At 54.5% G+C, this 16,501-nt stretch carries 7 protein-coding genes; 5 read left to right on the top strand and 2 right to left on the bottom strand.

Annotation, left to right across the window (positions count from 1 at the left end; translation table 11 throughout):
- The first annotated feature begins 12 nt into the window (after nucleotides 1-12).
- The gene (locus AK95_RS27365) at nucleotides 13-7,245 is read left to right on the top strand and encodes an amino acid adenylation domain-containing protein (protein WP_083397742.1); all 7,233 of its coding nucleotides are present in this window, start codon (nucleotides 13-15) and stop codon (nucleotides 7,243-7,245) included.
- Complete coding sequence (locus AK95_RS27360; protein WP_071223079.1) at nucleotides 7,229-7,456, top strand: MbtH family protein; 228 nt, start codon at nucleotides 7,229-7,231, stop codon at nucleotides 7,454-7,456. The genes AK95_RS27365 and AK95_RS27360 overlap by 17 nt, the downstream gene beginning before the upstream one ends.
- Before the next feature lie 353 nt (nucleotides 7,457-7,809).
- Here the strand turns inward: AK95_RS27360 and AK95_RS27355 are convergent, their stop codons facing one another.
- Both AK95_RS27355 and AK95_RS27350 read right to left on the bottom strand, forming a co-directional pair.
- Complete coding sequence (locus AK95_RS27355) at nucleotides 7,810-9,198, bottom strand: RsmB/NOP family class I SAM-dependent RNA methyltransferase (protein ID WP_071223078.1); 1,389 nt, start codon at nucleotides 9,196-9,198, stop codon at nucleotides 7,810-7,812.
- A gap of 193 nt (nucleotides 9,199-9,391) precedes the next feature.
- On the bottom strand, nucleotides 9,392-10,555 hold the full coding sequence (locus AK95_RS27350) for a GGDEF domain-containing protein (RefSeq protein WP_071223077.1): 1,164 nt from the start codon (nucleotides 10,553-10,555) through the stop codon (nucleotides 9,392-9,394).
- A 109-nt stretch (nucleotides 10,556-10,664) separates the two neighbouring features.
- Between AK95_RS27350 and AK95_RS27345 the strand changes: the two genes are divergently transcribed.
- Genes AK95_RS27345 through AK95_RS27335 form a run of 3 tightly spaced genes read left to right on the top strand, consistent with a single transcriptional unit; the run spans nucleotide 10,665 to nucleotide 16,327 of the window.
- Nucleotides 10,665-11,801 carry a glycosyltransferase family 4 protein gene (locus AK95_RS27345; RefSeq protein ID WP_071223076.1) on the top strand — a complete coding sequence of 379 codons (1,137 nt, stop codon included), beginning with the start codon at nucleotides 10,665-10,667 and terminating at the stop codon, nucleotides 11,799-11,801.
- A 9-nt stretch (nucleotides 11,802-11,810) separates the two neighbouring features.
- Nucleotides 11,811-13,118, top strand: coding sequence for a metallophosphoesterase family protein (locus AK95_RS27340; RefSeq protein WP_071223075.1), 1,308 nt, complete (start codon nucleotides 11,811-11,813; stop codon nucleotides 13,116-13,118).
- Nucleotides 13,115-16,327 (top strand): AAA family ATPase, encoded by a 3,213-nt coding sequence (locus AK95_RS27335; protein ID WP_071223074.1) that lies wholly within the window; start codon nucleotides 13,115-13,117, stop codon nucleotides 16,325-16,327. The genes AK95_RS27340 and AK95_RS27335 overlap by 4 nt, the downstream gene beginning before the upstream one ends.
- Nucleotides 16,328-16,501 lie beyond the last annotated feature (174 nt).

The following is a 16,501-nucleotide window of genomic DNA, read 5'->3' as shown; positions in this document are numbered from 1 at the left end:
GGAGGGATGGATATGCTTGAGCGGGAGAAGGAGCGCTGGTCACTGTCCGGAGCGCAGCTGGGGATATGGTACGCACAGCAGCTTGACCCGGTCAACCCGATATTCAACACGGCGGAATGCATTGAAATACAAGGACCTGTAGATCCGATTCTGTTCGAGAGGGCTTTACGTCAAGTGGTCGGGGAGGCTGAAGCATTGCATGTTCGCTTCGGCGAAGATATGGACGGTCCTTGGCAGTCGATTGATGCATCTCCGGATTGGCAGCTTCATGTGGTGGATGTCAGCGGAAAGGAGGATCCGTTTCATGCCGCCCACAGCTGGATGGTGCATGACCTTGATCAAGCCGTGGATCTAAGCCAAGGGCCGTTGTTTACGGAGGCGCTGTTCAAGATTTCCGCCGATCGCTACTATTGGTATCAACGCATTCATCATATCGTAATCGATGGGTTCGGCGTATCGCTTCTGCTGCAAAAAGTCTCTCAAGTCTACACGGGATTGGCGGGCGGAGAATCTTCAGGCACAGGCGCGTTCGGCAGGTTTCGCACGATCCTGGAAGAAGATACGTCATACCGCATGTCGCAGCAGCTCGACTCGGATCGCGAATTCTGGCTGCGGCGCTTTGCCGATGAGCCGGAGGTCGTCAGCTTAGGGGGGCAGGCACAGCGTTCGGCGCGAAGCTTCCTGCGCCGTTCGGTGCAGCTTCCTGGATCTTCGATCCATCGCATACAGGCGGCCGCGCAAGCATCAGGGACTAGCTGGCCGGACGTGATAGCGGCTGCAACGGCTCTATATATACATCGAATAACAGGCGCAGAGGATGTTGTTCTTGGATTGCCGGTGATGTGCCGCTTAGGTTCGGCCTCCATCCGTATTCCAGGGATGGTCATGAATGTGCTGCCGCTTCGAGTGCGCGTTAGGCCCGATATGAGTCTAATCAACCTGCTGCAGCAGGTCGCACGGGAGGTTCGCGAGATCAAGCGGCATCAGCGGTACAGGCATCAGGATATCCGGCGCGATCTCAAGCTGCTTGCTGATAACCGCAGGTTATTCGGACCGCTCGTTAATGTGATGCCCTTTGCTTCGGAATTGAACTTTGGAGGCTGTGGCGGCATCGTCCGTAACCTGGCTTCCGGTCCGGTGGATGACCTGACCTTGAACGTATATGGAAGTTTGGATGGAAACGGGCTGAGAGTCGATATGGATGCCAATCCGTTGATCTATAGCCTGGAGGAGTTAGCTTCCCATTTACATCGCTATTTGTATTTGCTGGACAGTCTTGCCGAAACGGAGCAGGACCATCCTGTTGGAAGCGTGGCTTTCATCTTCCCGGAAGAACGCGACAAGGTGCTTTTTCAGTGGAATGATACGGCACGGCCCTTACCGCAGTTAAGCATACCGGAATTATTCGAGGAGCAGGTGGCACGTACCCCGCAGGCGGAGGCGGTGGTATGCGAGGGATTAACCTTACGTTACGAAGAGCTGAACAGGCGAGCGAACCGTCTGGCCCGCCTGCTTATTGACTCCCATATAGGTCCTGAACGAATCGTTGCCCTTTCCCTGCCCCGTTCGGCGGACATGATCGTTGCGATCCTTGCCGTGCATAAGACTGGAGCGGCTTACTTGCCGTTAGATCCGGATTATCCGGACGAACGAATCGCCTATATGCTTGAAGATGCGAAGCCGGCGTGTTTGATAACGACACAAGATCTGGCTGGAAGCTTCGCAGCTGTCATGAAAGACAAGGACATGGTTATGCTGGATGCTCCGGCTACCCTTCAGCGATTGGAGCAGCAGGCGTTTCATAACCCTGTCGATGCTGATCGCATAAGTCCGCTGCTGCCGCTTCACCCGTCCTACGTTATCTATACCTCCGGATCAACGGGCCGGCCCAAGGGCGTCCTGCTTACGTTCGAAGGACTTGCCAATCTGCTGTCGGATATGCGCGAGCGAATGGAGATAGGGGAGCGGGATCGCTGGCTGTCGGTTACCACGATGTCATTCGACATCTCGGTCATGGAAGTGCTGCTGCCGCTTTCATGCGGCTCGACGCTCGACATCGTGATGCGGGATACCATTCTCGACGGAGCGGCTCTCATAGGCCGAATTCGGGAAACGGGGGCGACCATCATGCAGGCGACCCCGACGTTGTGGCAGTCCATTGTCGCTTGCCGTCCAGGAAAGTTTGAGCGTCTCAAAGTCATAACCGGCGGTGAGGCGCTGCCGGTCGGACTTAAGCTTGCCCTTCAAGATCTGAACTGCGAAGTGAATAACCAGTATGGACCGACGGAGACAACGATTTATTCGACAGCGGCCAAGCTCGATTATGAAAGGGACAAGCCGTCCATTGGGGGGCCCGTCTGGAATACGAGGTTATATGTGCTTGATTCGTCACTGTCCCCGGTTCCGCCAGGCGTAACGGGCGAGCTGTACATTTCAGGCTCGGGTCTTGGCCGGGGGTATCTGGGAAGACCCGATTTGACAGCGGAACGGTTTGTAGCGGATCCGTTCGGTCCTCCCGGATCCCGGATGTATCGTACAGGCGATCTTGCCCGCTGGCTGGAGAACGGCTGGATTGATTATTTGGGGCGTGCCGATCATCAGATCAAGCTGCGCGGCTTCCGGATCGAGACGGGAGAGATTGAGTCCGTGCTTGTGGATCATCCGGAGGTGGAGCAGGCCTGCGTCATCATCCGCGAGGATCGGGCCGGTGATCGCCGTCTTGTTGCTTATATCGTAGCATCGCCATCTGCTTCAAATCTCATCAATACAGCAGAATTACGGGATTATGCCGCAGAGAAGCTGGCCGAGTACATGGTCCCGTCTGTCATCGTGGCACTCGACGCGCTGCCGTTAACGCCGAATAAGAAGGTGGATCGCAAGGCGCTGCCAGCGCCGGATCATCCGTTAACGGGCGGCCGCATGCCGCGGACACCGCAGGAGGAAATGCTCTGCACGATTTTTGCCGAGGTGCTTGGTTTATCGCGGGTTACCATTGATGATGATTTCTTTGCCCTCGGCGGCCATTCCCTGCTTGCCGGCAGGGTGATGATACGAGTCAGGGAGGCCTTCGGCGTGGAGCTTAGCATAGGAAGTCTATTTGAAACAGCGACGGCTGCGAGTCTTGTCAAACGGCTTGATCATGCGCAAGAGGCCAGAGTGACTGTACGCCCCGTGATAAGGACCGAGTATCCACCGTTGTCTTTTGCCCAGCAGCGGTTATGGTTTTTATATCGCCTGGAGGGTCCGAGCCCGACCTATAACATTCCGCTCGTGGCTCGCTTGTCAGGTGAGCTTGATCTGGCAGCGCTGCGGTTGGCGCTGGGTGATGTGGCCGCTCGTCATGAATCGCTGCGCACGGTTTACCCGGAACATGACGGGACTTCCTATCAGCACATCCTGGATGCCGAGGAGGCACGACCGGAACTGATCGTGACCGAAATCAGCGACTCGGCGCTGCCCGATCGATTGGCGGAAGCCGTCAGGCACCCATTCGAGCTTGCCACGGAAACCTCGCTGCGGGCAGAGTTGTTCAAACTGGGGAATGGAGAGTTTGTCCTGCTGTTGCTCTTGCATCATATAGCTGGAGACGGCTGGTCGCTTACCCCCCTGACACGCGACCTATCGGATGCTTATAAGGCACGGCGCCTGGGGAGTGAGCCGGAATGGTCTCCGTTACCGGTCCAATATGCAGACTATGCCGTTTGGCAGGAGAAGCTTCTTGGCAGCACAGGCGATAAGGGCAGTCTGATCGCCCGCCAGCTGGACTATTGGACCGAGGCACTTTGCGATTTACCGGAGCAATTGGAGCTGCCCATCGATTATCCGAGGCCGGCTGTTGCCAGCTATCAGGGCGGAAGCGTGTCGTTTCCGATTTCGCGTGAACTGCATCGGCGGCTGAATACACTCGCGCAGAGCAATCGGGCGACTTTATTCATGGTGTTTCAGTCTGCGATGGCTGCGCTGTTTACGAAGCTGGGTGCAGGCACGGACATTCCGATCGGCAGTCCGGTCTCGGGCCGGAACGACGACAGCCTGGATCAATTGATTGGTTTCTTCATCAATACGCTTGTGTTTCGTGTCGACACGTCGGATGACCCGTCGTTCGACGAGCTGTTGCAGCGGGTGCGCGAGAGGAGCCTGGCGGCTTTCGAGCATCAGGATGTGCCGTTCGAGCGGCTTGTCGAGACATTGAATCCGCCGCGTTCCAGGTCTAGACACCCGCTCTTCCAAGTGATGCTCGTGCTGCAAAATACGCCGGAAACTTCGCTTGAACTGCCGGGAGTCAGTTCGAAACTGCAGCTGCAAAGCGTAGGTACCGCAAAGTTTGACTTAACCTTCGAGCTGACGGAGCGGCGGGATATGCACGGCGAACCTGACGGAGTTGACGGTATGATCGAATTTAGTACGGATTTGTTCGAGCGCAGAACGGCGGAAGCGATGGCGGAACGGTATGTGCGCGTATTGGAGAGTGCTGCCAATGAACCAAGTAAAGCCATCAGTGAACTTGATATATTAACCGTTCATGAGCGTGAGGAAACCCGTCGACAGTGGAGCGCTCCGCTGCCTCTTACCAACCAGGCAACCTTGCCTCAGCGGTTTGAGGAGCAGGTCATCCGTACGCCTCAAAGGAACGCGATTGTCCATGATGGTTTATCGCTTACTTATGGGGAGCTGAACGAGCGTGCCAATCGGCTTGCTCACTTGTTAATTGCCTCCGGCATCGGGACGGATCAGATCGTAGCGCTCGCCTTGCCGCGTTCGTTGGACATGGTCATCGGCATATTGGCTGTACTTAAGGCAGGGGCTGCTTACCTGCCGCTGGATCCGGAGTATCCGGAGGATCGGCTGGCTTACATGATGGAGAATGCTTGTCCGGTATGCGTCATTACGAGCGTTCAGGTGATGGATCAGCTGCCGAGCTTTGCACGCATAAAGCATGTTGTCATTGATGAACCTGAACAAGCTTTACGGGTGCAGCGCTATTCGCATGAGAATCCAAGCGACCATGAGCGTCATAGGCCGCTTATGCCGCTGAGTGCCGCGTATATCATCTATACTTCCGGGTCTACCGGCAAACCAAAGGGCGTGCTTATACCGCATCAGAATGTCATCCGATTGTTTGACACTACCGCACATTGGTTTCAATTTGATGAGACTGATGTATGGACATTATTCCACTCGTATGCCTTTGATTTCTCGGTATGGGAATTATGGGGGCCTCTCTTGCACGGCGGCCGACTTGTGGTTGTTCCGCATACGACCAGCAGATCGCCGGACGACATGTTGAGCTTGCTGGTCCGGGAAGGCGTAACCGTGCTGAATCAGACTCCCTCGGCGTTTTATCCGTTGATTCAGGCGGATCGGGAGCAGGCGGAACTGGGGCAGAAACTATCGCTGAGGTACGTTGTGTTCGGCGGTGAAGCCTTGGAGCTCGGACGGCTCACGGATTGGTATGAGCGTCATGCCGACGATGCCCCGCGTCTGATCAACATGTATGGCATTACAGAGACGACCGTGCATGTCAGTTATATGGAATTAAACCGGAACCTTGCGCTGTCTGGAGCCGGCAGTCCGATCGGAGAAGCGATTCCGGACCTTAGGATATATGTCCTGGATTCCAAACTTCGGCCGGTTCCGTATGGCGTAATTGGAGAGATGTATGTCGCGGGTGCAGGACTTGCGCGTGGGTATTGGGGGCGTCCAGACCTGACCGCCGACCGGTTTGTGGCCGATCCGTATGGTCCGCCGGGGACGAGAATGTACCGAACCGGAGATCTGGCGAAGCGGCTGGCCGACGGTACACTGGATTATTTGGGGCGGTCCGACCATCAGGTGAAAATACGCGGCTTCCGGATCGAACTCGGCGAGATCGAATCGGTCCTCACACGTCATGCCGATGTCGCTCAGGCCGCAGTCATCGTGCGCGAGGACCAGCCCGGAGACCGCCGGCTTGCGGCTTATGTTGTGAGCAAGCCAGGCAGCGATTTGTCTTCAGTCGCTGAGCTGCGCCGTTATGCGGCCTCAATGCTTCCGGATTACATGGTTCCCGGGGCGTTCGTACAGATGGACATGCTGCGGCTTACGCCTAACGGAAAGCTCGATCGCAAAGCGCTGCCGGCTCCAGATATAGGGCCCGATGCCGATGGACGCCATCCACGAACCCCGCAGGAAGAAGTGTTATGCGAGCTATTTGCGGAGATATTGGGAGTCAAACGGGTGGGTATCGATGACAGCTTCTTCGAGCTCGGCGGCCATTCGCTACTGGCTGTCCGGCTTATCAGCCGGGTTCGCGAAGCGCTCGGCAAAGAATTAAGCATAGCAGCTTTATTCGAATCGCCTACGGTAGCGGGGCTTATCGATAAGGTTGAGATGGGCGGCGGACACAGCGCGCTGCAGGTCGTGCTTCCGCTTCGGGCGCATGGAGATCAAATACCGCTGTTCTGCGTGCATCCGGCAGGAGGATTAAGCTGGTGTTACGCCGGTTTAATGAAGCATCTTGGCATGGATTATCCGATTTACGGGTTACAGGCGAGGGGGATTGCGCAAGCAGAGGAGCTGCCGAAATCACTGGAAGAGATGACGAAAGACTATATCGACCATATTCGTTCTCTTCAACCACAAGGGCCATACCGGCTGCTCGGATGGTCTCTGGGTGGCAATGTCGCGCAGTCGATTGCGGTACAGCTGCAGGAGGCGGGTGAAGACATTGAATTGCTAGCCATACTGGATGCTTACCCAAGTCATTATTTGCCGATTAAGGAAACCCCCGATGAAGATGAGGCTTTAACCGCGCTGCTGGCGCTGGGAGGCTTCGACAGAGAGAGCATTGAAGCGGGTCTTGGAGACGCGCCGTTAACCATAGCGGCCGCCCTTGAATTGCTGCGGAATGAGAGCAACGCGCTCTCGTCCCTTGAGGAAGAGACGATCATGAATCTGAAGACGACCTATGAGAATTCGGTACAGCTGTTGAAGGCTTACGTTCCGAAACGGTTTGAGGGAGACATGTTATTCTTCCATTCGACGATCATCCCCGATTGGTTCGATCCCATTGAACCGGAGATGTGGGAGCCTTACGTGGGCGGTAAGATCGAGCGGCACGATATCGAATGCCGGCATAAGGATTTATGCCAGCCGGGTCCACTGGATTATATCGGCAAGTGCATTTTAAGCAAGCTGGAGGCAGCTATAACCCGAGGGCGGATCACATCGGAGAGGAGGGAACTTATCCATGACCAATCCTTTTGAGCAAGTCGACGGCAAGTTTCTTGTGCTGGTAAACCATGAGGGGCAATACTCGCTCTGGCCGGGTTTCGCGGCTGTTCCGAACGGCTGGACACAGGCTTTTGGACTTAGCACGCGGGAGGAATGCGCAGCCTTTATCAACGAGAACTGGGTTGATCTGCGGCCGCGAAGCTTGTATGCCAACACCGTGCCGTCAGCAGAGCATAGGTCATGAGCACCTGGCTGAACCCGAATAAGGTATTGTGCATCGTGTATATGTGGCAGCGATGTTTGTTGTCGCTATGGATGCCACCGTGCTGAATGCTGCGTTTCAGACGATCAGCCTCGAACTTGGAGTGCCCCTGCGGCTTCGGAACTGTAAGAAGTAACTGTCGTCTCGTTAAAGATAAGGATGCAGCCTAAGATGAGGAAAAAAGCATCCGGTTTTGATTAGGTGGATAAAGTAAGGGGCGTCTCTCTGTTTGTAATGCAGAGAGACGCCCCTTTTAATGTCGCGTTTGAACGTATGTTATACAGTATTCGGTTCGGATCGGCTTATCATTCATTATAAAACTGCGAATAGAAGCGTTACTTAGGGTTACGCAAACCTTTGGGCAAATGATTTTTGAGCTGTCCGCCGCTGGCCTTGCCCCACCCCAGAGGTAATCCATCCGTGGTGACCAACGTCCAGCCCCGGTATTCGGAAGGAATGGAGAGCACCTCTCCCCGCAAATAAGCAGCCGTCTCGGCTGAATCTGAAGGCAGATCCCAGCTGCGGGCAGCTTGGCCAGGATGCAAGGACATGGCAAGAGCATGGGCCGGTTCGATTCGATTCTTCTTCAGGTGAGCCAGATGCAGACCAGCGCGCGGCATCTTCAAGCCTTTCAGCTGCTTGTCATTCCATGCCCAGCTCTCGCTGACCGGAAGCCAGTACAGTTCCTCGCCGAACAATATCGGAGTGCCGAAGTCAAGCTCAAAGCCGGGTAGTTCCTGCTTTGCCCAGTCTTGAAAGTCGGCCAGGGCCGAAAGCGCAGGTCCTTGTTTGCCGCCCCGGTTGGATTTGGCCGGGGATTTGCTGCTGACCGAAGAGTATGCTAGATCTTCATTTAAAACTTCGGCAGCCGTCGATTTGACCAAGATGGCAACAAAATGCCCCTCCCCCCGTTCCAAGTGCGGCCACAATCGCTTCATTTCACGCAGCTCCATATCGGGATACTGCGAAAGAATACGCTCAATCATCTCTTCGTTCTCAGCCGTATTGAACGTACAGGTGGAGTAAGCCAAGGTTCCTCCCGGTTTGAGCATCCGGTACGCCTCCTGAACAATGTCCCACTGCCGGGCAACGCACAGATCCACATGTTCAGGAGACCATTCCTCAATCGCTGCGGCATCCTTTCGAAACATGCCTTCACCGGAGCATGGCGCATCGAGCATGATCCGGTCAAAGCAGGCAACGAAACGGCGGGATAGCTGATCCGGTGCCGCATTCGTAACGACGGTATTCATTATTCCCATACGTTCCACGTTCTCGGCCAGAATCCGTGCCCGTTCGGGATGGATCTCATTGGAGACAAGCAGTCCCCGGCCCATCATCTTGGAGGCAATATGGCTTGTCTTGCCGCCGGGAGCTGCCGCTAGATCCAGGATGGTCTCTCCGGGCTGAGGATTCAACAGCTCGACTGCGGACATTGCCGAGGGCTCCTGAATATAATATAATCCAGCGGCATGATAGGGGTGTTTGCCTGGACGCAGGCTTTCATCATAATAGTATCCGGAATCACACCAGGGCACGGGCGTCAGCTTGAATTGCCGGATGAGGTTTTTTACGCTGTCTGCGGCATGAACCGCTTTCAGCCGGTTAAGGCGCAGCCCGTGGGTGCGGGGCAAATCGTAGCTGTCCCAAAAATCGCACGAGGCATACCCGAGAATATCATTTATGCTGGCAACAAAGCCAACAGGTAATAGTTCCTTTCGCATTCGTTAGATTGCTCCTTCTTTAGAATAAGGTACATGCTGCAGTGTAAAGGCAAAAGAATCCTGGTTCAGCGTCATTTCTTCTCTGTCTTTAAGGAATCGGTCATTAGTTTATCATGATGCCGCAGGCGTAGTAAAGAAATGTCAAGCAAAAAAAAGACCGCCCACTTTATATCGTGAGCAGCCTGCGCCAGAGTTATCCGGCGGATTCCGTTGGTTCGGTTGATGAGGTTGTTAAGGACCGGTAATCGGATACCTTGTTTTTGCCGGTCGTTTTGGAATGATACATCGCTTTGTCGGCCTGTTTCATGAGTTCATCGCCGCGAACGCCTTTGCGCAGTACGCTGTAGCCGATACTGAGCGTGACGATGCTCTCGCTTGCCACTCTGGCCCGGATGCTCTCGGCGACCTGTGCGGGTTTGACTTTGCGGTCAACCACCAGGGCCACCAACTCCTCGCCGCCATACCGGCCGGTAATCCCGATACCGTCAAGCTCTTCCTCCATAATGGCCGCGACCTGCTTCAGCACTTCATCGGCTCGGGCATGGCCTTGGGTATCATTCAGTTTCTTGAAATTATCGATGTCGCAGAAGATAGCGGATATTTTCAATTCCTGCGAGGCGTAATGGTCCAGATACTTCATAAAATGCCTGCGGTTGTATAGTCCTGTTAATCCGTCCGTAATGGCAGACCGGTAGATGGACTGCATCAGCTCCACAATGCGTCTGAACAGGATGAAGAACACGATGCTGTAGAAGAGCACCGGCAGAGCGAGAGCGAGTCCCTGAAACGCAGGCGACAGGCCGCCGGAATAGGTATGGATAGATTGCAGAACTGCCGAGATGGCGTAGACAGCAAGTCCAATCGCATATTTGATCGGTTGTCCGATCCGCGGAGTGACTTGGGTATAAGCCAGGTAGAGCGCAGCGAGCTGAAAACCATCAAAATATATGCTTTGCCATATCGGGTCCAGAGTGTAAGGAAGAAATGAGGGAAGAATGAGCGGAAGCATAAGCAGTGCGGCTGACAACAAGGGAAGCCAATAATGCATGGTCTTGATCTTACGGTACAGCATGACAACCGAGACGTTCAGCAGGACAAACGAAAAAAGCTGAATGAAACGGAGGATGTCCGATTCCGGCGGAAAAACAGATTTTCCTGTCCAAGCCGAATGGATGTTCAAACTCTCGTATGTCATAATGAAGAAGAAGGCTGCCGCCATATATATGTAAGCATTCTTGCGTTGTTTGCTGTACATAAAGAGACACATGATCAGCATCATGAGCGCGATATAGGCTCCGCACACAGCAAATATGGTGGGTAGAGGAGAAGTGGACCAGTAGCTCAATTCATAGGACAAATCGATTCACTCCTGAGTAGAGATGGGTTTTTCGTTGCATGAAACATATGTTCTAATATATCATATCGAAAAAGAATCTGAAAAGAGATTTAGAGAAAGGGGGATCCCCATGAAACTTCTTCAAGCATTATTCTTCCCTCCTGAACAGCCAGGCGGCGTCTCGTCCATGATTCCTTATTTGCAGGAGCGTTTTCATTCATCCCGTTGGGAGATGGAGATGTTCTGGCTGCCCAAGCGGATCCGCAACAAAGGCCAGGAGGATCCGATATTTCACACCTTTGATTGGAAAGAGTTTGAAGGGAGTGCCGTAGTGGCCAAATACCTTCAAACCTACCGGGATTACCTGTGGTGGACACGTCTGCGTCTTCAAAAGCCTTATGATCTTATCCATAGCCATCATCCGATTGCAGGCATGTCGATGAAAGCGGTATTCCCAGAGGTTCCGCTCATCCAAACCGTGCATTCCAGTTACGAGCGTGAGCTTATCCTCAACGGAAGAATCAAAGAAGGTGGGCTGGAGCACAGATTCCTGGTCTCCTTATATAAGGAGCTTGAATATATCAGCGACCGTCTGTTGACGGTGTCGAACTCCTTCAAGGCTTACATGGCTCCGTACGTGAAGGAACCCGAATCGATCGGGGTTATCCATAACGGATTTGACGATAAAAGATTTAAGCCGGTGCCTCATGAAAATGCAGTGCCGCAGTTGATTACGGTATGCCGTCTGGTCCCTGCAAAAGGGTTGGACATTCTGCTCCAAGCCTGCGCGGAACTGAAGCGCAAAGGATATGATTACGTCCTTCATATTATCGGCGACGGACCTTCCCGTCAGGAGCTTGAGGAGATGGCCAAAACACTCGGCATCTACCAGGAGACGATTTTTTACGGATATACGCTGCATCCCGAGGAGTTCATGCCGTTCTTTGATATCTTTGTCCTGCCCTCGAGAGCGGAGGCATTCGGCTCGGTGTTCGCGGAAGCGGCGCTTAGCAGCCTTGCATTGGTAGGTACCGATGTCGGCGGCATCGCGGAGCAGATCGAGGATGGGGTAAACGGCTTGCTTGTACCTCCGGAGGATCCGATAGCGCTCAGCGTTGCGCTCGAGAAGGTCATCAGTGATCCGCTCTATCGCTACGAGCTTGCCCGGACCGCTTCGGATAAGGCGAAGAATCAATATTCCCTGTCCCGATCCGTGAATGAACTGAAAAAAATGTATTTGAAATTTCAACCTAAGATAGAGAGTTAGGGATCGATTATGGCTTCTTTTCGATTTATGCATGCTGCGGATTTACATCTGGACAGTCCGTTTATCGGGATAAGCGGACTCGATGACACTCTGCGGTCGTACGTTCAGGAATCGACCTTCCGTGCGCTGGAACGGCTCGTTCAGCTGGCCATCGACCAGCAGGTTGATTTTATTGTCATCAGCGGGGATATATACGACAGCTCCAACATCTCGCTGCGCGCGCAGCTTCGCTTCTTGGATTCCCTTAACCGTCTGGGAATGGAAGAGATTGCGGTATATGTGATCCATGGCAACCATGATCCACTCGACAGCACCAAGCTTAGCATGGCGCTGCCTCCCCATGTCCATGTGTTTGGGGCGGAGCCTGCAAGCGTAACGGCCGTTCGCCGCTCGGATCATCATGAAGTGGCGGTCATTACGGGCATGTCGTATCCGACCTCGAAGGTAACCGATAATATTGCAATACGTTATCCTGCCCCGTCATCCAGGCTATACCATATCGGACTTCTGCACGCAAACGTGGATGGGGATCCCCAACACGAAACCTATGCACCTTGTACGAAAAGGGATTTAATCCAGTCCGGATTTCATTACTGGGCGCTCGGGCATATTCACTCCCGTCGAATCTTGCAGAAATCTCCTTATATTGTGTATCCGGGCAATATCCAGGGACGTCATATCCGGGAGACGGGACCCAAGGGATGTTATATCGTCGATGTGGATGAGAGCTCCAACACGAAGCTGAGCTTCCATGAGCTCGGCTCCATGCGCTGGCACATCGTTGAAGCGCCTCTGGATTCTTGTCAGGACGTCGATGAATGGAGACGCTCACTGGAATCCATTCTCACCGAAATAAGCAGAGAGAACGCGGATGGGCTGAGCATGATCCGCGTTCGGATTACGGGCCGGGGTCCGGTTCATCGTCAGCTTGAAGGCGGATATGTGCTCGATGAGCTGCTGATCGATCTGCGGAGAAGAGAGGCCGCGAAGGGACAGACATGCGGCTATCGGGGATGCGTCTGGATCGAGAGCTTCTCGCTTCATTCCGGAGATGCGATCGATAGGCAGAGGCTGCTTGCGGAAGACAGCTTTGCAGGGGACTTGCTTCGTCTTGTTCGAGGGGAACAGGAACGGGTTCAAGATCCTGGCGGGGTTGTTGCCAAAAGCTTGGAGCCTCTGCTTGAGCATGCGGAAATCCGCTCCTTGCTGGACGAGATCAGTCCGGAGGAACTGCTGGAATGGGTTCGCAGAGCGGAGGAACTGACCTTAGGGTTGTTGCTGCGCGAACGTTCGCAAGGGGAAGGTGTCGGAACATGAGACTAGAGCGGATGAACATTCAAGGCTTTGGAGCTGTTCGGGACAAGAGCCTTGAGATAGATGCGCCTGTGACCGTGCTATATGGGCCGAATGAAGCGGGGAAGAGCAGCGTCCTGTATTTTATCCGAGCCATGCTGTACGGATTCCCTGGCAAGGGCTCGCCTGCAGAACGCGGAGAGCCTCCGGAGGAAGGCATTCACGGCGGCGAGCTGCGGTTTCTGGATAAGGAGGGAGTGCCTTGGGTGGTTCGGCGCTACAACCGGTCCAGAGAAGGAAATTCAGCCACCGGCAGAGGCGAGCGCGCACATATTCATAAACTAGCGGATAATGGAATTGTAATTGAGCTTGGACAACTGGAGCTGGAGCAATATGCTTTGGGCGGTGTGTCCAAGGATATGTTTCGTCAGCTGTTTGCCATCTCGTTAAGCGAGCTGCAGGAAATCCGGAGTTTGCAATCTGCCGAGATGAGCGGTTACCTGTTCCATGCCGGAATCGGCGGCGGGGCCAATATACTGGAAGCCGAGCGCAAGTTATCCCAGGAGATGGACAAGCTGTATAAGCCGCGAGGAAAGGTTCAGCACACCGCCAAGCTGCTGCAAGCCATCGAGCATTTAAGAACCCGGGTTTCGGAGAGCAAGACGTACGTTTCCCGCTATAACGAGACCGTTACATCCATTCTGGAAATACAGGAACGGTTGAATCTTCTGGAACAGGATCGCACCCGGGACGCCGAGGATCTGTTGCTCCTTCGAAAAGCGCAGGACATTCGTCCGGCTTGGCTGGAATGGCGTGAGGCCAGATTGGAATTAGAGGATCTGATGGACAGTGACAACTTTCCTCCGGATGGAATCCCCCGATACGAAAAGATGCAGGAGGAAGAGCGCCTTCTCCTCACCCAGTCGATTCGCGCCGAGCGGGCGATCGAGGATGCGGAGGATAAGCTGAGAGCGCTCCCTCTGAATGCGTTCATGGAACAGTATGGCGAACAGATTGAGGAGCTCTGGGCGAAACGAAGCCTGCACGAAGCCGCCAACCGGGAGCTTGCCGAGCTTACGACCGAATACAAATCTCAGGAGATCCGGCTGGAACAGCTGCTTCGGGATATCGACCCGGCATGGACCCGGAAGGAGCTGCTGGGTCTGTCTTTATCCGCTTCAGAGCGCGAGGAGGTCCGGCGTATCAGTGCGGCCTTTGCCGGGTATGATCGCCGGATGGAGGCGCTGTTCATTGAACAGCGCGGGGCCCAGCGTTCTGCGGCGGCAGCCGAATCGGCGCTGCGGGAAGCCAGGCGGCAGCTGCGCGAGGAGATGGAGCGGGGACAAGAGGCATTTGCCATGATTAAGTCGGCAGCGCCCCAGGAGACCGCTGTGCTGTGGAATCAGCTGCAGCTGGAGATTGAGCGCTGGCGCGAACGGAGATTGACCCGGACTCAGCCTGAGCCTGCTTCCACGCGCCCATCGGGAAGAGGCAGTCTACCTGGGATGCACGCGGGTCTGCTGGCGGGAATGGCTGTTATGACATTCCTGTTGGTGGCCGTATTGTTATGGACGTCAACCTCGGAAGCTGCCGTGGTCTCAGGCATCGTGATGCTGCTCGGTATGGGTTATGTATTCTGGAGCGGTCAAAGAGGTCGGGAGGTTCATGGTGCAGCTTCGAATGAGACTCCTATTCAAGACGTGCAGGGAACGGAACATATAGATCATCTCTATTCCAGTCTCGTCTCTGACCCATATGCGGCGGCAGCAGCGAGCACGATTCCGGGCAGTCGAAGGGACAAAAACGCTGCATTGGCTCGCGACCCCTTCATGGTGGAGGCTCAAATGCGCGAGCTTCGATCCGTGATGGAGGGCTGGCAAGCATGGCGGCAGCGGCTGGATCGACTGACATCCGATTGTGCGGGTGCTGAGGAGAAAGCTGCGCTGCAAGCGGCTGAATTACAAACGGTTCAGGGCGCTATTGATCAGGAAGAGAAGCGATATTTGGAGCTGGAGCGGCAGTGGGAGGATTGGCTTATGTCCCGATCACTCCCGCAGAGTCTATCGCCTGACGTTATGCTGGACGTGTTCGTCAAAGTGGAGCAGGGGCAGGAGCTGATCCGGCAGCAGAAATCGCTTGGACTGAAAATGGACGTGCTGTTAAAAGAGGCGGAGGATTATATCATCCAATGCCATGAGATCTTTGCGGCGGATCCCCAAGGTGACGTTAACGGCAACCGAATCCCAGCCGTTGCCGAGCTCGGTAACGTCTATTCCAGATGGAAGTCCTATCAAGAGGAATCGAGACAGAGGAATGTCCTTGCAGAGCGTATTCAAGAGCTGCGCAAGGAGGGGATTGCGATTGCAGATGAGCGGGAAGGGCTGCAGCTGCGCAAAGCAGCTCTGATTGCATCATCCCAATCGGCAGACGAAGAAACCTTTCTTCGTATGGGAGCTGCTGCGAAGCGTCGTGAGGAGCTTGTTCGCACGATCCGCCATCACGAAATTACCATGTTCAGCGGATGGGATGAAGGGGGGCAACGGCAGCTTGAACAGCTGCTGGAGCTGACGGATGCAGCGGAACTTGATGCTCAATGCATGAAGAAGGAGGAAGCCGTATCCGCTGCGCTCCACCTGCGGGACGAGCTCCAGGAACGGCGGGGGCGGCTGCTTCAGGAGAGAGAGTCGCTGGAAGCAGCGGGGAACGAGGATTTCGCCCTGCAGCAGCTGGAGGAGCAGCGCACCGCCCTGCGGGAATTAGTCTCGCAATATGCGGTACGTTCGATGGCTTCCGAATTTATCAAACGTACGCGCCGCATGTACGAGGAAGAGAAACAGCCGCAGGTGCTGCAGTTGGCTTCCCACTACTTCTCCATGCTGACCGGCGGCATGTACAGCCGGATTGTCATGCGGATGGGAGATCAGAGCCTGCTGGCAGAGCGCCCGACTGGTGAATTGGTGGAGAGCAGCCGGTTAAGCCGCGGTACGGCGGAGCAGTTATATCTGGCGATGCGGCTCGGCTTGATCCAATCGATGCCGCATGCATCGGGGTTGCCGTTATTGCTTGATGATCTGTTTGTTAATTTTGACGGCGAACGGCTCGGACATGCGCTCGAACTGTTTTCTGAATTATCGCAGGACCGGCAAATCGTGATGATGACGTGTCATCGGCATGTAGCGGAGCAAACCATGAAACTCATACCGGGTGCGCGATTCATCACGATGCAGCCGTAAAAAGGGGCTTCCCAAAGGCAGGTTTACCTTACCTTTGGGATAGCCCCTTTATTGTAAAAAGAAAACCATACGCTATGCGTATGGTTCAGGATAGCTTAAGCGTTGTATAAAAAAAATCCTCCGAAGTGTTAAGATAAATTCGGTTCGCCAACCAAATTTAAAACACGAGGAGGA

Origin of the sequence: Paenibacillus sp. LC231 (assembly GCF_001860525.1) — a bacterium.
Classification (GTDB): domain Bacteria; phylum Bacillota; class Bacilli; order Paenibacillales; family Paenibacillaceae; genus Paenibacillus_AQ.
Note: the sequence above shows the minus strand (reverse complement) of the source record. Positions and strands in the feature narration are given on the sequence as shown.

Excerpts from the sequence above, each read along its gene's own strand:
- AK95_RS27345 (WP_071223076.1), top strand. The coding sequence starts at position 10,665 with ATGAAACTTCTTCAAGCATTATTCTTCCCTCCTGAACAGCCAGGCGGC.
- AK95_RS27355 (WP_071223078.1), bottom strand. The coding sequence starts at position 9,198 with ATGCGAAAGGAACTATTACCTGTTGGCTTTGTTGCCAGCATAAATGAT.
- AK95_RS27335 (WP_071223074.1), top strand. The coding sequence starts at position 13,115 with ATGAGACTAGAGCGGATGAACATTCAAGGCTTTGGAGCTGTTCGGGAC.
- AK95_RS27340 (WP_071223075.1), top strand. The coding sequence starts at position 11,811 with ATGGCTTCTTTTCGATTTATGCATGCTGCGGATTTACATCTGGACAGT.
- AK95_RS27365 (WP_083397742.1), top strand. The coding sequence starts at position 13 with ATGCTTGAGCGGGAGAAGGAGCGCTGGTCACTGTCCGGAGCGCAGCTG.
- AK95_RS27360 (WP_071223079.1), top strand. The coding sequence starts at position 7,229 with ATGACCAATCCTTTTGAGCAAGTCGACGGCAAGTTTCTTGTGCTGGTA.